General features: G+C 69.9%; 19 protein-coding genes and 3 tRNA genes. 13 read left to right on the top strand and 9 right to left on the bottom strand.

All coding sequences use genetic code 11. From position 1 onward, the window contains the following. Positions 1 to 78: 78 nt before the first annotated feature. Positions 79 to 672, top strand: coding sequence for a DUF937 domain-containing protein (locus DC434_RS05025; RefSeq protein WP_116634195.1), 594 nt, complete (start codon positions 79 to 81; stop codon positions 670 to 672). Here DC434_RS05025 and tilS read toward each other — a convergent pair whose 3' ends face one another. The 3 genes from tilS to DC434_RS05010 are packed head-to-tail and all read right to left on the bottom strand — an operon-like array spanning position 673 to position 3,847. Beyond that, positions 673 to 1,665, bottom strand: coding sequence for a tRNA lysidine(34) synthetase TilS (tilS, locus tag DC434_RS05020; RefSeq protein WP_116634194.1), 993 nt, complete (start codon positions 1,663 to 1,665; stop codon positions 673 to 675). A gap of 38 nt (positions 1,666 to 1,703) precedes the next feature. Then, positions 1,704 to 2,477 (bottom strand): 3-hydroxybutyrate dehydrogenase, encoded by a 774-nt coding sequence (locus tag DC434_RS05015; protein WP_116634193.1) that lies wholly within the window; start codon positions 2,475 to 2,477, stop codon positions 1,704 to 1,706. Then, complete coding sequence (locus DC434_RS05010; RefSeq protein ID WP_165807999.1) at positions 2,474 to 3,847, bottom strand: MFS transporter; 1,374 nt, start codon at positions 3,845 to 3,847, stop codon at positions 2,474 to 2,476. Before DC434_RS05010 ends, DC434_RS05015 begins: the two co-directional genes overlap by 4 nt. Before the next feature lie 115 nt (positions 3,848 to 3,962). Between DC434_RS05010 and DC434_RS05005 the strand changes: the two genes are divergently transcribed. The 3 genes from DC434_RS05005 to DC434_RS04995 are packed head-to-tail and all read left to right on the top strand — an operon-like array spanning position 3,963 to position 6,184. Further along, on the top strand, positions 3,963 to 4,931 hold the full coding sequence (locus DC434_RS05005) for a LysR family transcriptional regulator (RefSeq protein ID WP_116634192.1): 969 nt from the start codon (positions 3,963 to 3,965) through the stop codon (positions 4,929 to 4,931). Positions 4,932 to 4,962: 31 nt separating this feature from the next. Continuing rightward, the gene (locus tag DC434_RS05000) at positions 4,963 to 5,649 is read left to right on the top strand and encodes a TMEM175 family protein (RefSeq protein WP_243408817.1); all 687 of its coding nucleotides are present in this window, start codon (positions 4,963 to 4,965) and stop codon (positions 5,647 to 5,649) included. Positions 5,650 to 5,692: 43 nt separating this feature from the next. Next, positions 5,693 to 6,184 (top strand): inorganic diphosphatase, encoded by a 492-nt coding sequence (locus DC434_RS04995; protein ID WP_116634191.1) that lies wholly within the window; start codon positions 5,693 to 5,695, stop codon positions 6,182 to 6,184. A 118-nt stretch (positions 6,185 to 6,302) separates the two neighbouring features. Here DC434_RS04995 and DC434_RS04990 read toward each other — a convergent pair whose 3' ends face one another. Then, positions 6,303 to 7,652, bottom strand: coding sequence for a M23 family metallopeptidase (locus DC434_RS04990; RefSeq protein WP_243408816.1), 1,350 nt, complete (start codon positions 7,650 to 7,652; stop codon positions 6,303 to 6,305). Between the two features lie 210 nt (positions 7,653 to 7,862). Between DC434_RS04990 and DC434_RS04985 the strand changes: the two genes are divergently transcribed. The 3 genes from DC434_RS04985 to DC434_RS04975 all read left to right on the top strand — a co-directional run bounded on the left by DC434_RS04985 (position 7,863) and on the right by DC434_RS04975 (position 8,179). Continuing rightward, positions 7,863 to 7,935 (top strand) — tRNA-Glu (locus DC434_RS04985). A gap of 29 nt (positions 7,936 to 7,964) precedes the next feature. After that, positions 7,965 to 8,038 (top strand) — tRNA-Asp (locus DC434_RS04980). 68 nt (positions 8,039 to 8,106) lie between these two features. Next, positions 8,107 to 8,179 (top strand) — tRNA-Phe (locus DC434_RS04975). A 144-nt stretch (positions 8,180 to 8,323) separates the two neighbouring features. Here DC434_RS04975 and DC434_RS04970 read toward each other — a convergent pair. Beyond that, complete coding sequence (locus DC434_RS04970; protein WP_116634750.1) at positions 8,324 to 9,001, bottom strand: Type 1 glutamine amidotransferase-like domain-containing protein; 678 nt, start codon at positions 8,999 to 9,001, stop codon at positions 8,324 to 8,326. A gap of 125 nt (positions 9,002 to 9,126) precedes the next feature. On the opposite strand from DC434_RS04970, the gene DC434_RS04965 reads away from it, so the two are divergent. Beyond that, entirely contained in the window at positions 9,127 to 9,438 is a 312-nt protein-coding gene (locus tag DC434_RS04965) for a hypothetical protein (protein WP_116634749.1), read from the top strand. A gap of 9 nt (positions 9,439 to 9,447) precedes the next feature. Continuing rightward, on the top strand, positions 9,448 to 9,810 hold the full coding sequence (locus tag DC434_RS04960; RefSeq protein WP_116634189.1) for a bleomycin resistance protein: 363 nt from the start codon (positions 9,448 to 9,450) through the stop codon (positions 9,808 to 9,810). Here the strand turns inward: DC434_RS04960 and DC434_RS04955 are convergent. The 4 genes from DC434_RS04955 to DC434_RS04940 all read right to left on the bottom strand — a co-directional run bounded on the left by DC434_RS04955 (position 9,791) and on the right by DC434_RS04940 (position 15,542). Next, a complete protein-coding gene (locus DC434_RS04955) occupies positions 9,791 to 12,847 on the bottom strand; it encodes a hypothetical protein (protein ID WP_207769907.1) in 3,057 nt (1,018 codons plus the stop codon). The two genes, DC434_RS04960 and DC434_RS04955, sit on opposite strands and share 20 nt — an antisense overlap. A 63-nt stretch (positions 12,848 to 12,910) precedes the next feature. Then, on the bottom strand, positions 12,911 to 13,756 hold the full coding sequence (locus DC434_RS04950) for a transposase (protein ID WP_116634188.1): 846 nt from the start codon (positions 13,754 to 13,756) through the stop codon (positions 12,911 to 12,913). A 49-nt stretch (positions 13,757 to 13,805) separates the two neighbouring features. Beyond that, positions 13,806 to 15,128 (bottom strand): VCBS repeat domain-containing M23 family metallopeptidase, encoded by a 1,323-nt coding sequence (locus tag DC434_RS04945; protein WP_116634187.1) that lies wholly within the window; start codon positions 15,126 to 15,128, stop codon positions 13,806 to 13,808. A 132-nt stretch (positions 15,129 to 15,260) separates the two neighbouring features. After that, positions 15,261 to 15,542, bottom strand: coding sequence for a hypothetical protein (locus DC434_RS04940; RefSeq protein WP_243408815.1), 282 nt, complete (start codon positions 15,540 to 15,542; stop codon positions 15,261 to 15,263). Between the two features lie 128 nt (positions 15,543 to 15,670). On the opposite strand from DC434_RS04940, the gene DC434_RS04935 reads away from it, so the two are divergent. The 4 genes from DC434_RS04935 (at position 15,671) to DC434_RS04920 (ending at position 19,422) form a co-directional block, all read left to right on the top strand. After that, on the top strand, positions 15,671 to 15,976 hold the full coding sequence (locus DC434_RS04935; RefSeq protein WP_116634185.1) for a hypothetical protein: 306 nt from the start codon (positions 15,671 to 15,673) through the stop codon (positions 15,974 to 15,976). A gap of 222 nt (positions 15,977 to 16,198) precedes the next feature. Next, positions 16,199 to 17,569 (top strand): cell division initiation protein, encoded by a 1,371-nt coding sequence (locus DC434_RS04930; protein WP_116634747.1) that lies wholly within the window; start codon positions 16,199 to 16,201, stop codon positions 17,567 to 17,569. A 144-nt stretch (positions 17,570 to 17,713) separates the two neighbouring features. Continuing rightward, the gene (locus tag DC434_RS04925; RefSeq protein ID WP_116634184.1) at positions 17,714 to 18,583 is read left to right on the top strand and encodes an ABC transporter ATP-binding protein; all 870 of its coding nucleotides are present in this window, start codon (positions 17,714 to 17,716) and stop codon (positions 18,581 to 18,583) included. Further along, positions 18,580 to 19,422, top strand: a complete 843-nt coding sequence (locus tag DC434_RS04920) for an ABC transporter permease (protein WP_116634183.1) — start codon at positions 18,580 to 18,582, stop codon at positions 19,420 to 19,422. The genes DC434_RS04925 and DC434_RS04920 overlap by 4 nt, the downstream gene beginning before the upstream one ends. Positions 19,423 to 19,442 lie beyond the last annotated feature (20 nt).

Below are 19,442 nucleotides of genomic sequence, written 5' to 3'. Positions count from 1 at the left end.
TTTAGACTCCCTCCGACCCGGCATCCGCACTACTGTGAGCGGTGAGACGGGCGGATGCCCACCGACGGAAGGATTCACATGGCCCTGGACGACATCCTCAAGCAGGTGCCGATCGACGACATCGCCGAGAAGCTCGGAGTCTCGCGCGACGAGGCGAAGGTCGCGATCGAGCAGGGCGGTGCGGTGCTGCTCGGCGGGCTCGCCAAGAACGCCGAGACCGCGGAGGGCTCTGCCGCCATCCAGAAGGCGCTGCAGAAGCACGAGGGCTCCACCGGAGCCGGGAAGGTCGACGACGTCGATCAGGCCGACGGCGGCAAGATCGTCGCGCACATCCTCGGCGGGAACGAGAAGGAGGTCACCACGAAGCTCACGGAGTCGAAGGCGACCCCGGGCATCGACTTCGGCAAGCTCCTGCCGATCCTCGCGCCGATCGTGATGGGCCTCATCGCGAACGCGAACAAGGACAAGAAGGCGGATGCCGGCGCGCCGGAGTCCGGCGGCGGCATCGGCGACCTCATCGGCGGTCTGCTCGGCGGAGGCAACAGCGGCGGCGGCGCGGGCGGCGGGGGCATCGGCGACGTGCTGGGCGGCCTGCTCGGCGGCGGGTCGGGAGGCTCCGGAGGCGGCGGGATCGGCGACCTCCTGGGCGGCCTGCTCGGCGGCAAGAAGTAGTCAGCGACCGGATGCCGTGAAGACGATCTGCCCGCCTCGGCGCACGGCCGAGCAGCCGGGCAGATCGATCGGCCCCTGACCCGCCCAGTCCGTCACGAGTCTCGCGACCTCGACGGTCTGCGCGCGGGTCAGGCTGACGCCGAACTCGCTGTCGACCACGAGGCGGATGATCCGGTTCCGCAGCGCGGCGGGGTTCGCCGCGAGCGCGGCGACGCTGACCGAGATGCCCGCCTCCGCATGCTCGACGATGTCCTCGATCGTCTCGTGGATCATCTCGTCGAACGCCTCGGCGTCCTCGCGGAGCTGCTCCGCCGTTCGGGCGAGCGCCTCCGCGATACCCGGCCCGAGCTCTGCCTCGAGCACCGGGAGCACCCTCTCGCGCACGCGCACCCGGGCGAACCGGTCGTCGAGATTGTGGGGGTCGTCCCACGGGTCCAGACCGGATGCCGTGCAGAACGCACGCGTCGTCTCGCGCCGCACCCCGAGCAGCGGCCGCAGCCAGCGCAGCCCGTCCTCGTCCTCCCGCGCCGGCGCCATGCCTTGAAGGCTCGCCGCCCCGGAACCGCGCGCGAGCCCGAGCAGCACCGTCTCGGCCTGGTCGTCGAGCGTGTGCCCGAGGAGCATTGCGGATGCCCCTCTCTCGGTCGCGGCATCCCGCAGCACCCGGTAGCGTGCCTCGCGCGCCGCCGCCTCGGGGCCTCCTTCGCCGTCGACGTCGACACGCACCACGATCGCTTCGAGACCGAGTCCGGTGGCGATGCTCGCCGCACGCGCCGCGACCTCCGCCGAGCCGACCTGCAGACCGTGATCGACGGTGACGGATGTCGCCGGCATCCCCCTCTTCGAGGCCTCGAAGGCCGTGGCCGCGGCGAGCGCGAGCGAGTCGGCGCCCCCGGAGAGGGCGACGATCACCGTCGAGCCCTCGGGGAGGTCGGCGAGCGCGGTGCGCACGGCGAGGCGGATCTCGGCGACGGCGGGGTTGAGCGAGGGCACGACCCAACGCTAGCGGGGTGTGCCGCCGCCTGTCCTCTTCATCGGGCCGACCAGCCGCCGTCCATCGTGTAGCTCGCCCCGGTGACCATCGCCGCCTCGTCGCTCGCGAGCCATGCCACGAGACCTGCGACCTCGGCCGGCTCGACCAGGCGCTTGATCGCGCTCTCGGTGAGCATGATCCGGTCCAGCACCTCCGCCTCCGGGATGCCGTGCACGCGGGCCTGGTCGGCCAGCTGCTTCTCGACCAGCGGCGTCCGGACGTACCCGGGATTGACGCAGTTACTGGTGACCAGATGCGCTCCGCCCTCCAGCGCGGTGACCTTCGACAGCCCTTCGAGCCCGTGCTTTGCCGCGACGTACGCCGATTTGTACGCAGACGCCCGCAGCCCGTGCACCGAGGAGACGTTGACGATCCGCCCGAAGCGCTGCGCGTACATCGCCGGAAGAGCGGCGCGGATCAGCAGGAACGGCACCTCCAGCATGAGGGTCGTGATCCTCCGGAACTCGCGGGGATCGAAGTCCTGGATCGGGCTGACGTGCTGGATCCCGGCGTTGTTCACCAGGATGTCGACTCCGTCGAGCGCATCCGCCAGCCGGTCGTCCGCGAGTGCTGCCGGGTCCAGCAGGTCGACGGTCCAGGCCGAGCCGCCCACCGCCGCAGCGGCCGCCGCGCAGCCCGCGGCATCCCGGTCGGCGACGACGACGTGCGCACCGCGAGCCGCCAGCTCCTGTGCGACGGCCAGCCCGATCCCGCTGGCACCGCCCGTGACGAGCGCCCGTCGGCCGGCGAGCGACTGCGGCGCGGCGCTCACCGGGCGGCCCTGGCCAGGCCGTGCGTGCGGGCGTCGGCCTCGTCGACGTCGAGCAGGGAGATCCCGCGGGTCTCCTTCATCGTGATCACCGCGAAGGCGGTGACGGCGCAGGCCACGGCCACGTAGACGGCCACCGGCATCCACGACCGGTACTGCTGCAGCAGCGCAGTCGCGATGATCGGCGCCAGGGAGCCGGCGACGATCGAGGTGACCTGGTAGCCGAGGGAGACACCGGAGTAGCGCATGCGCGTGGGGAACATCTCGGCCATGATCGCGGGCTGGCCGGCGTACATCAGGGCGTGGAAGCAGAGTCCGATGGTGACGGCCGCGATGATCAGGAGCGGGTTCAGGGTGTCGAACATCGGGAAGGCGAAGAACGCCCAGGCGGCTCCGAGCACGGCGCCGGCCAGGTACACCGGACGGCGCCCGAAGGCGTCGGAGAGCCGGCCGACCTGCGGGATCACCAGGAAGTGGATGACGTGGGCGATCAGGAGCGCCAGCAGCAGCTGGCTGGTGTCGTACTGGTGCACGGTCTTCAGATACACGATCGTGAAGGACACGATGATGTAGTACAGGATGTTCTCCGCGAAGCGCAGGCCCATCGCCCCGAAGACGCCCCGCGGGTACTTCTTCACGACCTCCAGCACGCCGTAGCCGGCGGCCTTGTCGGCCTCCACCTGCGCACGGGCCTCGAGGAAGATCGGCGCCTCGCTGACGTGGGTGCGGATGTAGTAGCCGATGATGACGACGATCGCGGACAGCCAGAAGGCCACACGCCAGCCCCAGCCGAGGAACTGATCGGACGGCAGGATCCACGACATCCCGAGCAGCACCAGGGTGGCGAGGAGGTTGCCGACGGGGACAGCGGCCTGCGGCCAGCTCGACCAGAAGCCTCGCGACCGGTCCGGGCTGTGCTCGGCGACGAGCAGCACGGCGCCGCCCCACTCGCCGCCCACCGCGAAGCCCTGGATGAAGCGGAGCGCCACGAGCAGCGCGGGCGCCCAGTAGCCGATGGTGTCGAAGCCCGGCAGGCAGCCCATCAGGAACGTGGCGACGCCCACCAGGATGATCGTGATCTGCAGGGTGTGCTTGCGGCCCAGCCGATCGCCGATCTGGCCGAACACGATGCCGCCGAGCGGCCGGGCGACGAAGCCCACCGCGTAGGTCAGGAAGGCGGCGATGATCCCGTCGAGCTCGGTGCCGGCATCCGGGAAGAAGAAGGTGCCGAAGACCAGTGACGCGGCGGTGGCGTAGAGGAAGAACTCGTACCACTCGACGACGGTGCCCACCATCGAGGCGGCCACGATCCTCTTCAGCCCGGATGTCCGCGGCTCCGTCTCCGGGACGGTCGTCGTCTTCTTGCCGCTCATGGGTGCACTCCTTCGTGTTCTGCAGTGTCCGCATCGACAGCTGCTGCCCTGGCCCCGCGCTCCCTCGGGAGGGGGAAGCCCCAGCCAGTATGGGCACGACGGATGCTGTGCACCAATGACCAGTCAAGCAGAGGCGTGGTGCAGAATTGCAGATGTGAACGCATCGCCCGGAAGCTCCGCCAGCCCTGACGATCTGCTGATCCTGCTCGCCGTGTCGCGGACCGGGCGCTTCACGACCGCCGGAGAGAGCCTCGGGCTGAACCACACGACCGTCTCGCGTCGGATCGCCGCACTGGAGGCCGGCCTCGGCGGTCGGGCGCTGGCCCGCACCCCGGGCGGGTGGGAGCTGACCGACCTGGGGCGTCGCGCCGTGCGGGCCGCCGAAGACGTGGAGACCGCGATGGCGAGCATCCACGAAGACGGCGAACAGTCCGACCAGATCACCGGCGTCGTGCGCATCTCCGCCACCGACGGGTTCAGCGCGTTCATCATCGCCCCCGCGCTCGCACAGCTGCACCGGAGGCATCCGCGTCTCAGCGTCGAGATCGTCAACGTCACCCGCCGCGCTCTCCAGCACCGCTCCGGTCTGGACATGGAGGTCGTGGTCGGCGAGCCGCAGGTGCACCGCGCCGAGGCGATCCTGCTCGGTCACTACACGCTGGGCATGTACGCCGCGCGCAGCTATCTGGACGAGTTCGGCACGCCCGCCGGCATCACCGAGTTGAGCGCGCATCCGCTGGTCTACTTCGTCGACTCGATGCTGCAGGTCGACGTCCTCGATGCGCCGCGGCGCCTCGTCCCCGGCATGCGGGATTCACTCAGCTCCACGAACGTCTTCGTGCACGTCGAGGCCACCAGGGCCGGGGCGGGGATCGGCTTCCTGCCGTGCTTCCTCGCCGACCGGCATCCGGACCTGGTGCGCCTCCTCCCGCAGGAGTTCGCCGAGCGCCTGCCGTACTGGCTCGTGCTGCGGCCCGACTCGCTGCGCCAGCCGGCCGTGGCCGCGGTCGCCGATGCGCTCCGGCGCCGCACGGCCGCCATGCAGGACGAGCTCCTGGGTGCGGTGACGGACGTCGATGCCTGACAGGTCAGCGCGAGCGGTCTAGTCTGGCGCCGTGACCGATCGCACGAGCCTCCGCTTCTCGACCGAGCGCTTCAAGGCGTTCGCCGACGCCGTCGTCGCGATCGCGATGACGCTGCTGATCCTCCCGCTGCTGGAGGCGGTGTCGGATGCCGGCACGAAGGGCCTCGCCACCGGAGAGTTCTTCGCCGAGAACGGCGGGCAGCTGTTCAGCTTCGCGCTCAGCTTCCTGCTCATCGCGAACTTCTGGATGGAGCATCACCGGCAGTACACCGAGGTCACGGCGATCACGCCTGCGCTGCTCTGGATCAACATCGCGTGGATGGCGACGATCGTCTGGCTGCCGGTGCCGACCGCGATGCTCGGGCAGATGGACACGGACCCACTGCAGGAGACGGTCTACATCGGCACGCTGATCCTCACCCAGGTCGCGACCCTCGCGGCGAAGCTGTACCTGCTGCGGCATCCCGACCTCACGAGCGCGCCGATCGCACGCGTGCGGCAGGACGTGGCCGGCGACGTCGCGGCGATCATCCTCTTCGGCCTGGCGCTCGGGATCGCCGTCGCCATCGGCGACCAGGGCTACTTCGCACTGTTCCTGCTGCTTCTCACGGGCATCCTGGCCCACGCGCTGAACCGGCTCTGGACCCGGCGGGCTCCGGGACGCGCGGAGGAGACCGTCGGAGACGACGGACCCGGCGCTCCCCGCGCACGCGGGTAGGCTGGTCCGCGGCATCCAACCGTCTTTTCTGAGGAGCACACGCATGGGCGCACACGACGCCGTCATCGAGATCCCGCGCGGCAGCCGCGTGAAGTACGAGGTCGACCACGAGACCGGACGAGTGCACCTCGACCGCGTGCTCTACACGACCTTCGGGTACCCGGCCGACTACGGCTACTTCGACAACACCCTGGGCGAGGACGGCGACCCGCTCGACGTGCTCGTGCTCCTCGACCACGCCATCTACCCCGGCGTCGTCGTCGAGGTGCGTCCCGTGGCCGTGCTCAAGATGAGCGACGAGGCCGGCGGCGACGACAAGCTGGTGGCCGTGCTGTCCAAGGACCCGCGCTGGGCGCACATCCAGGACATCGGCGACATCGCCGAGTTCACGAAGAAGGAGATCGCGCACTTCTTCGAGCACTATAAGGACCTCGAGCCCAACAAGTGGGTCAAGGTCGACGAGTGGGGCGACGCCGCTGAGGCGCAGCGCATCCTCGACGAGGCGATCGTCCGCTTCGGCGAGCAGGGTCACTGACCCGCTGACGCACGGATGGGTCGCTGAACCTGTCACTGATGGGTCGCTGAGCCTGTCGAAGCGAAGACCCCCGGCCGCTCAGCGGCCGGGGGTCTTCTGGCGTCGAGGACGACGGCGCTCAGATCCAGATGTTCCGGTCAGCCATGAAGTCGGCGGGGTTCGTGTAGCGGCCGTCGATGTAGACCTCGAAGTGCAGGTGGCATCCGAAGGAGCCGCCGGTGTTGCCCGCATAGGCGATGACCTGTCCGGCCTCGACCCAGTCGCCGTTGCTGACCGCGAATCCGCCCGGCTTGATGTGCGCATAGCCCGTGGCCACCCCGTAGCCGTGCTGGATGCGGACGTAGTTGCCGTAGCCGCCGTTGTAGAACGCGGCATCGACGGTCCCGGAGTAGGCCGCGTAGATCGCCGCGCCGCATCCGTTCGCCAGATCGATGCCGTAGTGCCAGCTCGACGAGCATCCGTTGGAGTTGCACTGCTGCGAACGGGGGCCGTAGCCCGAGCTGCGCTCGCCGCCGTGCGGGCGCACCCAGCCTCCGGTGCCCGGGGTGCCTCCTCCGCCGCTGTTGCCGCCGGCATTGGCCGCGGCCTCGGCCGCTTCTCGTTCCCGCCGCGCCTGAGCCTCGGCCTCGACTCCGGCCTGGTATCCGGCGACCGTCGTGGCGGTGGTGTCCTTGAGAGCGGCGAGCTGCGCCTGCATGGTCGCGAGGTAGGTCGACTGCTCCTCGAGCGCGGCCTTCGCGGCATCCGCAGCCTGCTGCGCCGCCTGCATCTTCTCCTCGGCGACCTTCTGCAGACGGTCCCGCTCGTTGCGGGCGACGACGGCCTGGTCGCTGAGGGACTGCGCGGAGTTGCGGGCGGCGACGGCGTCGTCGTAGACCGACTGGTTGTACTCGAGGAGCTTGTCCATCGTGCCGAGACGGGCGAGGAGCTCGTCGGCGTTGTCGGCGGATCCGGCGAAGAACAGCTCGAGCGACGTGTCGTCTCCGCCGTTGCGGTAGAGCTGGGCAGCGACCTGTCCGGCCTTGCGCGCGGACTCGACGGCGATGGCGGACTGCTCATCGGCCTTGGCCTGCAGCGTGTCGGCCTCCGCGATCGCGGCGAAGTAGGCCTGCTGCGCGGCATAGAACTCGTCGGACGCCAGCTTGGCGGCGGCCTGCGTCTCGGCGACCTTCTGGGTCAGCGCCTGGATGAGGCCCTCGATACGGGTGACCTCCGCGGCGGCGGCGGCCTCGTTCTGCTTCGCGGCCTGCACGTCGTCCCAGCTGGGGTACGAGGCGGCGTACGCGGCGGAGACACCGGACGAGACACCGAAAGCACTGAGCGCGACGACGCTGAGCACGCCGATGCCGAGCGCACCGCGACGGCTGATCCCGGGCTTCGAGAAGGCGCGCTGTTCTGTCGGGCTGGGTGCACAGCCGCATTCCGCGGATGCAGCCTCAGCAGCATCCAGCGTGTTCCTGTCGTTCACTCGGCCCCTTCCGCCGGTTTCACACATGTCACACTAACAACAACATTCACTTCCGCAACAGGGTGTGGATACGGATGCCGTGACACATCTGACGTGTCCATCGTCCTCCTGATCCGTCCGTCGAGGAAGCCGCCGCGCCCTCGATTCGCGATTTGCCCGAAACATCCCTTATGCTTGAGCGTCGGCAAGGAAGTCCCCCGGGACTGACTCGGCCCCATCGTTTAGCGGCCTAGGACGCCGCCCTTTCACGGCGGTAGCACGGGTTCGAATCCCGTTGGGGTCACTCCATCCGATATAATTGAAAACAAGTATGGCCCTGTAGCGCAGTTGGTTAGCGTGCCGCCCTGTCACGGCGGAGGTCGCGGGTTCAAGTCCCGTCAGGGTCGCTCTAAGCGTCGAGCTCTTTCTTCGGAGGGGGCTCTTCGTCTAGGAAGCGACAGCATCGCCGTCGCTCGGCTCTGTAGCTCAGTTGGTAGAGCGCACGACTGAAAATCGTGAGGTCACGGGATCGACGCCCGTCGGAGCCACAGGGTGATCATTACAATCACCTTAGAAACCCTCGCCTAGCTTCTACATGGCGGGGGTTTTGCTTTGCCCCGGCGGAGCTCCCGTTCGTCGAGCGAGCGAAGCGAGACGAGACGCCTGCGACTCCTCGGGGCGTCTTCGTTCCGTCAGTCCTCTTCGGGAAGAGCGAACCAGCTGCCTTCCGAGATGACGCGAACGCTGCCGTCCATGACGGCGATCGCCGTCTGATCGTCGATCGCATACGCCGGTCCCCCGACCTCGGTCGCCCACTCACGCGCGCGCTCCGCCGTGTTGGAGTCCCATCCGGGATAGTCGAGGTGCGGGAAGATCGAGAAGTCCACGAGGCCGAGGCCCTCGTCGCCCTCCTCCGGCCGCCACTCCGCGAAGTCCGCGCCGATTCGGGGCGTGAGGGCCATGCTGCCGCCGCTGACCCCGACCCAGACCATGTCGGTCAGCTCCGGCAGCAGCCGTTCGAGACCCGACTCCCGGATCCAGTAGGCCAGGTAGATCGCCTCTCCGCCCTCCACCAGGAGGACGTCGGCATCTCTGACCCAGGGCTCCCACCGATCATGGCCGACACTCGGCAGAGCGGTGAGCTCGAGCAGCCCCACCGACTTCCATCCCAGCTCGACGAGATCCTGTCTCTCCGGCCAGCCGCCGGCGACCGACCTCCACGCCGAAAACGGCGAGCACATCGGGTGCCCCCACTGCGCCGTCGGGATGAGAAGGGCCGTGCACTGCTCGATCGGCTTGCCGAGCATCTCGATCAGGGCGTCGCGGATCGAGGCATTGGTCACGCCGCCCGAGGTCAGCAGCAACTTCATCATCGGCTCCCTTCGGCTGACCCTCATTGTCGCCTCCCGTGATCGCGAGGGGAACCCGGCGCGAGAACACCCGCAGCGAGGATGAGAGGATGCATCCGACGCGTCTCGCCGATCGCAGGAGCACCATGCCCGAATCCCCCCGCCGCATCGAGCTGACCATGCACAAGCCGTGGTTCGCGCTGTATGCCGGCATCCGCCCCACCCTCGTGCTCGCCGGAAGAGGGCAGCCGACCCAGTGGGGACTCGGAACCTGGCAGGTCCCGACCGACGAGACCGTGACCGTCGGCGTCTTCCTGTTCAACCGGCTCTGGCGGTTCGGTCAGGCGGAGTACGCCCTCGCCCCCGACGACACGGCGCTCGAGTACCGGGCGCCGGCGCTGCCGTTCCTTCCCGGCCGGATCGACCCGGCATCCCCCTCGCGGGCTCCTCGCGCCTAGGCTGCCGACATGGCCTCGGACCGCGCCCTCCCGAACCTCCCGTCGAGCGACTTCGACGTCACGCAGCGCTTCTACGAGAGCTTCGGCTTCCGCCCGACGTTCCGAGACGACGGCTGGATGATCCTGCGACGAGGCGCCGTCGAGATCGAGTTCTTCCCGCATCCCGAGGTGGATCCGCTGACCAGCAGCCATCAGTGCACGATCCGCGTGGACGACCTGGACGAGCTGTGGCAGGCGATCCATGCGGCGGGCGTGCCGATCGCCGACCGAGGGCGTCCGCGCCTGCACGAACCCCGCGTCGAGAGCTCCGGACTCCGGATCGGCTACCTGATCGACACCGACGGCACGCAGCTCACGCTGATCCAGAACTAGGCACGGCGTCCCTGCGCCCCGGCACCCGTCGGCCGATGAAGAGCAGACCGAGGCCGATCGCCGTCAGCACGACACCCGCGCCGGCGGCGACCCACGCCGTCGATGCGGGGATGTCGAGGTACACCGTGATCCCGAGGATCCGCGACAGCCCCCACGGGAGCAGACCCATCTGGTCGTTCCACGCGGTGAGCGCTCGCTCGAGCCCGACCACCGCGATGACCGCAGCCGGCACCGCGAGACCCGCGCCGACGGCGGCGAGCACCGCGCCCGTCGCGCGCCGCGCGCCGATGCGGGCGGCCAGCGCCCAGCCGACGGCGACGAACAGCCAGACGAAGAGCGCGAACGCCACGGCGATGTAGAGCGAGCGGCGCACAGGATCGGTCCAGAACGCGAACCAGTAGCCCCCCGGACCGCTGAACGACAGCGCCGTGAGCACGAGCGCGCAGCGCAGCACGACGACTCCGCCGATCGTGGCGAGCACCGCCCACCCCCACCGTCCGCGGAACAGCACGAGCAGCAGGGCGACGAACACGGCCCACGCTCCGAGCGTCACCGCGAGATGCACCCAGGACAGGAAGGACGTCTGCACCGCCCTCGTCGCGACGAGGAGCGCACCCGGCACGAGGACCAGCAGCACATGGTCGGCCCGCAGCATCCCGAGCGTCGACTCCCCCGCCCGCCACGGACGGGTCGAGCTGACCCAGGTCGCGCGCGCCGCCATCGCTCCCGGACGCCGGACCAGTCGCGTCCGCGCGGACAGGATGCCGATCAGCACCCATGCCGCGGTGAGCACCAGCAGCACCCGAGCCATCCACGCCATCGCGAGATCGCGGTCGCCGCGTTCGATCCCGAGCTCGGCGGCCGTGAGGTTGAACGCCGGGTGGTCGACGTCGCCCTCGTACGCGGCGAGGTGGGCGGCGGCCTGCGCCGTGTAGGCGTCACGGGCCGTCTGCCATGCGGCGTACGAGTCGGCGGAGAGCGTGTCGTGCCACGCTGCCTGATGCAGGATCGTCGCCCGGTAGGCCCCGAGCAGGTCGAGCGTGTCCTGCTCGTAGTCGAGGCTGCCGAGGAACGCCTCGCGCAGCCCGGCGTCGCGCCAGGTCGATGGGTCGGTCCCCTCGATCAGCGCGCGCATCCGCTCCACGGCGTCGGATGCGACATCGCCGCCCTGCACAGCCTCGTCGAGTCGGTCGCGGGAGATCGTGTAGATCACGTCGAGCACCGCGGAGTCGCCGGTGAGGATGTCCCACTCGAAGATCCACATCATGGGCGGGGGCTCCAGCCCGATCGCCGAGACGCGCTGCTCCGCGAACGGCGGGATGTACAGCCCCTGCTCGATGGCGGTGCGCGACAGCGCCATGGCATCCGTGATCGCCCGGACGGTGGCCGGGTCGTCGGAGAACCACTCCCGAGCCCACCCCTCCGTGATCTCGGCAGGGTCCGCGTCCGGATCGCGCGCGAGCTGCACGGCCAGCTGCGAGTTCAGGTCCGCGAGCTGCCAGAAGCCCGCCTTGTCGTAGAGGATCATCGGTCCCGCGCGCCACGGGCCGCCGTCCTGCGCCCACGCCCAGATGCCCTCGATGCGATCGTTCGACGCGAGCAGCTCCTGCAGCGCCCAGGCGTACTCCGCACCGAGGTCGTTCGGGAACGCCCCGTTGTTCTCGAACTCGCGACGACTCTGGAACTCGACGATCCGCCGCTGCTCGCCCTGCTGCAGGGTGTCGTTCAACGGCAGCCAGCTGTAGAAGTCCCCGAGCGTGTACTTCGTCGACACGATCAGCGCCGGCGAGTCGACCCCGCCGAGCACGGCCTCGTACGACGCGGCGTTCGTGTGCATGTCGCCGACGGCGCCGACGCCGACGCTCCAGGTGCGGAAGATCACCTCGCGTCCGGAATCCTCGGCCTGACCGGTGAGCGCGGTGAGCATCGCGCGCACTGCCTCGGGCGTGGTCACGGCCAGCGCCGAGTAGTAGTCCCAGCCCGCCACGTCGTACACCCGCCCCGCCTCGCCGATGCGGATGAGCACGCCGTCGAGCGCGGGCTCGGCGGCGTAGAGCTCGTCGAGCCCCGCAGCATAGACATCCCAGAGCTCGGGTGACGTGGTGTCGAGGGTGCCGAAGCGGTCGGTGAGATAGGCCTCGAGCGGCGAGGTGAGGGTGAGCATGTCGGTGCGCAGGAACACCTTCATCCCGAGCTCCTCGGCGCGGTCCCAGAACGGCCCGAAGGCCTCGCGCAGCGCGAGCGCCTTGGCCACGTGCTCGTCACCGTCCGCATAGACCCCGTCGACCTCGTCGAAGGTCGCGAACTCGACGAAGCCGGGGAAGGAGATGGCGTTGTACCCGTCGGCGATGACGCGGCGGAGGTATCCGTCGTAGTCGTCGTAGGCCGCGGCGAGCGCCTGCTCGTCGATGTAGGGCGCCTCGGGGAGGAACACATCCGCGAACGCCTTCGACGCGTGGGAGTAGTCGGTTCCCGGCAGCCATTCCGCCGGGTCCGCAGCGACGCCGACGGCACCGAGATCGACCATGCGGAACGGGAGTCGCGACGTCACCGGGGTTCCGATGCCGGCGGTGATGTCCTTCCCCTGCCGGATCGCGGCCGCCAGGTCGTAGATGCCGCGCGCCGCCCCCGCCTCCCCGGCCTCGATGCGCAGCGCATCGGGCGTGCCCGCCAGCAGATAGCCCTCGTCATCGACCGCACCCACGTGGGGTTGCACGAGCACGACGGTCAGGGTCGCGCTGCCCGCGGTCTCGACCCCCGCCAGCGCGGCATCGAGCTCGTCGACGGCGACGCGCATCCGCTCGGACCCGCCGGCACCGACCACGGTGATCTGCGGAGGCGGGACGGATGCCGGCACCGTCTCGACCGCGCGAGACTCCCCGCCCATCCGCTCGGCGGGCTGGGCCCGGATCCCGAGGGCGTCGCCGACCACCAGCCCGACGCCGGCCCCCGCGGCCAGGAGCACGGCGACGACGATCAGCGCGAGGATGCCGCGGGCGCGCGCCGACTTCTCGGGCACGGCCGTCTTCGCTCGCATGGAGGAACTCTATCGACGTCCGGGGACGGTTCTCGCCACGGTGTCCCGCGTCGGAGCGCCCCGCTACAGCTCCTCGACCGCGCGTCGCGCCTCGGCGACCTCGTCGGCGGCGGCATCCGCCTGCTCCTGAGCCTTCGCCTGCGTCGCCTCGGCCTCGGGCGTCTCCCGCTGCACGCGGTCGCTCTCCTTCCGCACCTTCGCCAGCCGGGCCTCGAGGTCGGCCTCTTCCTCGGACAGCTCGGCGGCGCGCGAGCGGAGCGCCTCCAGCGCAGTGGTCTGCTTCGCCAGCGCACGCTCGGCCGTGGTGAGCTCCTTCTCCGCAGCGGCGACCCGTCGCTCGGCATCGCGGCGCACCCGCCGGGCCTGCAGCTCATCCGCGGGGCGCGCGGGAGCGGCCGGGAGCGCGGTGACCTCGCCGGCCACCGCGTCGCGCACGTCATCCGCGCTTCCGGTGGGCTCCAGGGCGCGGGTCAGCCGCCCCGAGGCGACCGCCGCCGCGGCACCGGGGTCGAAGAACGCGGCCGAGATGGTCTGCTCCACGGCCTCGAGCGTCGCCGGGGTGATGCGCTCGCCACGGGAACCCGCGAGTTCCGCCGCGGTCTCGGCCAGCCGTCGCGTGAGCGTGCGCCGTTCCCTGCCGAGCTTCGCCAGCGTCGCGGCATCCAGATCGTCCTGTGCCTCACGGAGCTCGGCGGCGAGCTGCAGCGCCTGGTCCAGCTGCCCCGCGCGCTCCTGGGCGAACAGGTTCACGACCCAGGCCGCGATCGACGGCTTGCGGAGCGCGCGGATCTGCGCGGACAGGGCGGCGTCGCCCACTTCCTTGGCACGGGCGTTGCGTGCGGACACGAAGTCCTCCGGTGGGCCGGCGCAGAGCCCGGCCGCGATCTCCTCGAGAGTCGGATCGGCCATGCGCCCACGATACGCGGACGACCCCGTCCGTCCCGGCAGATCGGGAACGCTACTCGATGGACAGGTAGTCGGCGGCGTCTGCGGCCACGAGCGTGCGGGCGTTGAAGCCGCCCTTGCCATTGCCCGGATAGAGGAAGAGCTCTCCCGCAGGAGTGCGTCCCAGCAGATCGGCGCGCTCGTCGCCGTTGTAGTCGACGCCGCCGGTGAGGGCGGTGAACTCCAGCCATCCGGCACCGGCCGTGCGCCGTGCGCCGAACCCGTTGACGCCGCCGGGATAGAAATAGAGGGAGCCCGTGTCGTCGATCCCGATGATGTCACCGCGCCCGTCGTTGTCGAAGTCTCCGCCGACGAGGAAATGGAACCCTTCCCAGCCGCCGCCGAGCGTCACGTAGGGCGTCGCGAAACCTCCCGACCCGGAGCCGCGGAAGATGGTCATGACTCCGGCGGCCGAGACGCCGATGACATCCTGCTTGCCGTCTCCGGTGTAGTCCGCGCCCGATGTCACGTGCAGCATGTCGTACCAGCCGTTGCCCACGACCGCGACCGCCTGGAACCCTCCGTTGCCCACGCCGGCGAAGTACTCCAGCGCCCCATCGGATCGCGCCGCGATGATGTCGGCCTTGTCGTCCCCGTTGAGGTCGGTGTGCGTGAAGTGGCGCCGGACGGTGCCCAACCCGACGTACGTGGCGGTCTTCTGGAACCCGCCGGCGCCGTTGCCGGCGCGGAGCTGGACGTCCCCGTTGCCCGCGACCGTCAGCAGGTCGGCCTTGTCGTCGCCGGTGTAGTCGGCCGAGGCGACCACGGAGCCGTTGTCGCTGCCGAGGCCGGGGAAGAACAGCGGGATCGGGTCACCGCGCCGCACGTCGCTCAGGCAGGTGAAGCCGCCGTTGATCGCCGTGTAGACCGCTCCGTTCAACCGCACCTCGAAGTGCAGGTGATTGGCGGTGGTCGCCCCGGTCTTGCCCACCACTCCGATCTGCTGGCCCCGCACGACCGCGGTGCCCGGCGGGTACCATCCGGGGGCGACCATGTGGGCGTAGCGCGTCACATAGCCGCCGGGGTGCTCGATGTCGGTGTAGTTCCCGTAGCCGTTGTTGGCCGTGCGGGTCTTGATCACTCCGTCGTACGCGGCGAGGATCGGATCTCCTCCGCGCCCGGTGATGTCGATGCCCTCGTGCGGACGGTAGTCGCCGAGGCATCCGTCCCAGACGATCGACTGGATGTTGCCCGAGGCGGGGAAGATCATCTGCCCGTCGGTGGCCGCTGCGGCCGGGGCTCCACCGGAGAGGGAGGGCACGAGTGCTCCGACGACCAGCACCATCGCGGTGACCGCGCTCACGCGCACGAGACGCCAACGGGATGCTCGCTTCATCTCGACGTTCTCTCTGCTCGGTCGGCCCCAGGGACGCAGTGTCCTCCGCCGTCACCGTACCAGGGCAGGTGCGGCCGATCGGCGAGCCTCGGCCGGGGACCGCGGGTGTCGCCCTGACGCGCATCGCCTCGGTCAGAGCAGGTCGAACGTGCCCCCGAACGGCGCGCTGTCATCGCCGTTGTCGCGGTGGTCGTACTCGACGGTGTCGACCGAGATCACCACCTGGGTCGCGGCGGAGACCAGCACGCTCACCGAGCGGTTCCCGACCACGATGAACTCGACGAAGCGCGGACCGGCCCGCACGGCCGACTCGATCTCCCCCTTCAGGTCGTCGACGTCCTGTCCCTGCGCCAGGAAGTACCCGACGTCGTTGACCGTGACCTGGGTGCGCACCATGGTCCGCATCGCACTCATTCCACTCGCCTCCCCGTTCTCCGTCATCCGGCGACACTAGACCGCCGGCGGTCGCCGCAGAAGGGGATTGCGCGCAGGACGATTCCCGGGCATGCACCGACGGACCTGCTCGGGTGTACGGTTCATGAATGGGCAGACTCCGGTACGACGGCACCTCGGATCCGATCCTCATCGAGGACAAGACCCTGGCGCATCTGAAGATCGTGATCGCGACCAAGCTCCGCCGCCAGGAGAGCTTCATGATGACGTGGCGCCCGGTCAACGGCGGCGAGGACCAGCGCGCGACCGTCTGGATCCACCCTGCGATCCCGTTGCAGTTCGGATTCGACAGCGCCGACCCGCCCGCGGTCGACCCGCACCTGATCGCCGACATGATGAAGGCCCTCAACGCCACGGGAGAACTGGTCCTGGACCACCTCGTCGACCCTCGCTGACGACACGGCGGAGGTCGCCGCCCTCACCGCCCGGAAAACCGAGCGCGCACGATGCGGAAGACGGAACTAGGCTGTATGCGCGCCCGCGCACGGCCTGACCTCCGCCAGGTCTCGGCCGCGGCGTGAGCCCATACGACCTCCCCCCACGGTCCACGTGTTCCCCGCTCGGCGGGACGGAGCTGCAGCTCCGCGACGTGGCCTCGCCAGAAAGGCTTGCAGCTCATGAGCGAATCCTCCGGAAGCACCGATCGCGACGAGCGGTCCCCCGACTTCTTCGATCAGCTGATCGAGACCAACCCGCGTGAGCCGCAGGCGGCCTTCACCGTGGGATTCCGCGGCTACGACAAGGGCGAGGTCGATGCTGCGCTCAGCACCCTCCGCACCCAGATCGAGCAGCTGACGACCGACCTCGCCGCGACCAAGGCCGCCCAGGCCGAGGCCGTCGAGGCCATCCGCGACGAGGAGCGCGCGGCCCGTGAGGCGCTCGAGGGCGAGCTCAGCGCCGCGGCGGCGAAGGCCTCCGACGCCGAGCAGCAGATCGCGACCCTCACCTCGGAACTCGTCGACGCCCCGCAGCCGGATGGCAAGGAAGCGCCGTCCCGCCAGCAGTTCGAGGCGATCCTCCGCGTGGCCGAGGAGCAGGCGAACGTCCTGATCCAGAACGCCGCCGTCCAGGCCGATCGCCTGATGACCTCGGCTCGTGAAGAGGTCACGGCGCAGCGCGCCGAGGCCGAGGCCGACGCCGAGCGCATCACCGCGCAGGCGCAGCGCGACGCCGATCAGGTGCGCCTGAAGATGGACACCGAGTACACGGCGCACGAGGCGCGCATCGAGCGCGAGGCCGCGCACGCCGCCGAGAAGGTGAACCAGGCCGCGCAGGAGGCGACCGCGATCCGCACCGAGGCGGAGAAGGGCGCAGCCGCGCTCCGCTCCCTCGTCACCCGCGAGACGACCCAGCTGCGCGCGGATGCCGAGCGCGAGGTGCGCGACATGAACGCGCGCGTCCTCGAGTTCGAGGAGACGCTGAGCCGCCGCCAGGATGACGCGCAGCAGGAGTTCCTCGTGCTGCACAACCAGGCCGTGGCCCACGCGGAGCGCATCACGAACGATGCCAACGAGCAGGTGGCGGCATCGCTCGAGCACGCCCAGCGCATCTCGTCCAGGGCCGAGGACTACGAGCACCTGACGCGCTCGCAGGCGCAGGCGATCGAAGCCGACGCGAAGGTGCGGGCCCGCGAGATCCTCGATCGCTCCCGTGTGAAGTCGCAGAAGATCGTCGAGTCGGTCACCGGTCACACCACGGCCGTGCTGCGCGATGCGGAGGACCGCGCCCGTCAGCTGCGCTGGCAGCAGCAGCAGCTGACGAGCTTCATGGCCGAGGTGCGCGAGCTCATCCGCCCCGACGGCATCTTCTCCGACGAGGCCCTCCCCGCGGAGATCGCCGAGAGCGCTCCGGCAGAGAACGCGGACGACGAGGTGGCCGACGACGAGTTCCTCGGAGACGAGCTGCTCGAGGACGAGCTCGACGACGACCGCCCGCTCGAGAAGATCACGATCGACGTGGTCGACGCCGAGGAGAGCAGCAAGCGCTGACGCGGTCGAACGATCGGAAAGAGGTGCGCGCGGGTGACCGCGCGCACCTCTTCTTCGTCCCGTCGGCATCCACCGATCGGTGGATGCCGTGATCCGCCGGTCCACCGCTACCGCCCACGGCTGCGCACCGGCAGTCTGGGATGCATGACAGAGAGCGTGATCGAGGTCCGCGACCTCCGCAAGGACTACGGCGACTTCACGGCGGTGGACGGCCTCAGCTTCGACATCGAGCGCGGCGAGACATTCGCGCTCCTCGGCCCCAACGGCGCGGGGAAGTCGACGACGATCGAGATCCTCGAGGGCTACCGCCACCGCAGCTCCGGCGAGGTGCGCGTGCTCGGCGTCGACCCGCAGCACGGCGGCCTGGACTGGAAGGCGCGGCTCGGCATCGTGCTGCAGTCCACCGGGGAGGCCGGCTCGTTCACGGTGCGGGAGCTCCTCAAGGAGTTCGCGGGCTACTACCCGCGGCCGCGCGACATCGACGAGGTGATCGCCGCCGTCGGCCTGGAGGAGAAGCAGCGCACGCGGGCCGCACGACTGTCGGGCGGTCAGCAGCGTCGGCTCGACGTGGCCCTCGGCATCATCGGCCGGCCGGAGCTCCTGTTCCTCGACGAGCCGACCACCGGGTTCGATCCCGAAGCCCGCCGCCAGTTCTGGGAGCTCATCCGCTCGCTCAAGGCCGAGGGCACGAGCATCCTGCTCACGACGCACTACCTCGACGAGGCCGCGCAGCTCGGCGACCGCGCCGCGGTCATCGCCGGAGGGGCCATCGCCGCGATGGGACGCATCGACGAGCTCGGCGGAGCGGAGTCGCGCATCCCGCTCGTGCGCTGGACCGACGGCACGGGGGCACGGCGCGAGGAGCGCACCGGCGAACCCGGGGCGCTCGTCGCCGCTCTGCAGCGCGACGGCGGCGAGCCCCGAGACCTCGAGGTCGTCCGCCCCACTCTCGAGGACATCTATCTCGACCTGATCCGCGCGTTCGACTCGCGCACCGAGGAGACGGCAGCATGACCACCACCACGATGAGCACGACGCCGACACGGTTCGGTCCGGGCCGCACGATCCGCCTGGGAGTCCGGCGCATCCCGTTCGAGCTGCGCCAGTACTTCCGGGCCGGAGATCAGGTCTTCTTCACGTTCCTCTTCCCGACGCTCATGTACGTCGTCTTCGCCACCATCTTCACGGGCGACATCGGCGAGGGCCCGGATCAGGTCAGCATGGCGACCTACTACCTGCCGGGACTCATCGCCGGTGGCATCCTGCTATCCGGAGTGCAGGCACCCGCGCTCGAGATCGCGGCCGAGAAGAGCGACGGCACCCTGAAGCGCCTCGGCGGGACACCGATCTCGCCCGTCACCTACTTCATCGGCAAGATCGGCGAGGTGTTCGTCACGGCGATCCTGCAGATCGCCCTGCTGATCGTCGTCGCCGTCGTCGTCTACCGTGTCGAGCTGCCGACGGACGCGGCGATCTGGGGCCGCTTCGCCTGGATCTTCGCTCTCGGGCTGATCGCGTGCACCCTCCTCGGGATCGCGCTGTCGTCCGTCCCCCGCTCGGGCAAGTCCTCGGCAGCGGTGGTGATCCCGATCGTGCTGCTGATCCAGTTCGTCTCCGGTGTCTACATCGCATTCTCGATGCTCCCCGAATGGCTGCAGAACGCGGCAGGCGTCCTTCCCGTGAAGTGGATCGCCCAGGGGATGCGGTCCGTGTTCCTCCCCGATTCCTTCCGCGTGGCCGAGACGAGCGGCTCGTGGGACATCGGGCTCATCGCCCTGATGCTGGTGGTCTGGCTGGCCGTGGGGCTGGTGCTCAGCCGGCTCACGTTCCGCTGGATCCGTCGCGATCGCTGACATCGATGGAAGAGTGGTCG

Source organism: Microbacterium sp. TPD7012 (assembly GCF_003075395.1).
Classification (GTDB): Bacteria; Actinomycetota; Actinomycetes; order Actinomycetales; family Microbacteriaceae; genus Microbacterium.
Note: the sequence above shows the minus strand (reverse complement) of the source record. Positions and strands in the feature narration are given on the sequence as shown.

Bases quoted from the DNA above. Each gene is read 5' to 3' on its own strand.
- DC434_RS05025 (WP_116634195.1), top strand. From the start codon at position 79: ATGGCCCTGGACGACATCCTCAAGCAGGTGCCGATCGACGACATCGCC.
- DC434_RS05010 (WP_165807999.1), bottom strand. From the start codon at position 3,847: ATGAGCGGCAAGAAGACGACGACCGTCCCGGAGACGGAGCCGCGGACA.
- DC434_RS05005 (WP_116634192.1), top strand. From the start codon at position 3,963: ATGACCAGTCAAGCAGAGGCGTGGTGCAGAATTGCAGATGTGAACGCA.
- DC434_RS04995 (WP_116634191.1), top strand. From the start codon at position 5,693: ATGGGCGCACACGACGCCGTCATCGAGATCCCGCGCGGCAGCCGCGTG.
- DC434_RS04970 (WP_116634750.1), bottom strand. From the start codon at position 9,001: ATGAAGTTGCTGCTGACCTCGGGCGGCGTGACCAATGCCTCGATCCGC.
- DC434_RS04965 (WP_116634749.1), top strand. From the start codon at position 9,127: ATGCCCGAATCCCCCCGCCGCATCGAGCTGACCATGCACAAGCCGTGG.
- DC434_RS04960 (WP_116634189.1), top strand. From the start codon at position 9,448: ATGGCCTCGGACCGCGCCCTCCCGAACCTCCCGTCGAGCGACTTCGAC.
- DC434_RS04955 (WP_207769907.1), bottom strand. From the start codon at position 12,847: ATGCGAGCGAAGACGGCCGTGCCCGAGAAGTCGGCGCGCGCCCGCGGC.
- DC434_RS04950 (WP_116634188.1), bottom strand. From the start codon at position 13,756: ATGGCCGATCCGACTCTCGAGGAGATCGCGGCCGGGCTCTGCGCCGGC.
- DC434_RS04945 (WP_116634187.1), bottom strand. From the start codon at position 15,128: ATGAAGCGAGCATCCCGTTGGCGTCTCGTGCGCGTGAGCGCGGTCACC.
- DC434_RS04940 (WP_243408815.1), bottom strand. From the start codon at position 15,542: ATGAGTGCGATGCGGACCATGGTGCGCACCCAGGTCACGGTCAACGAC.
- DC434_RS04935 (WP_116634185.1), top strand. From the start codon at position 15,671: ATGGGCAGACTCCGGTACGACGGCACCTCGGATCCGATCCTCATCGAG.
- DC434_RS04930 (WP_116634747.1), top strand. From the start codon at position 16,199: ATGAGCGAATCCTCCGGAAGCACCGATCGCGACGAGCGGTCCCCCGAC.
- DC434_RS04925 (WP_116634184.1), top strand. From the start codon at position 17,714: ATGACAGAGAGCGTGATCGAGGTCCGCGACCTCCGCAAGGACTACGGC.
- DC434_RS04920 (WP_116634183.1), top strand. From the start codon at position 18,580: ATGACCACCACCACGATGAGCACGACGCCGACACGGTTCGGTCCGGGC.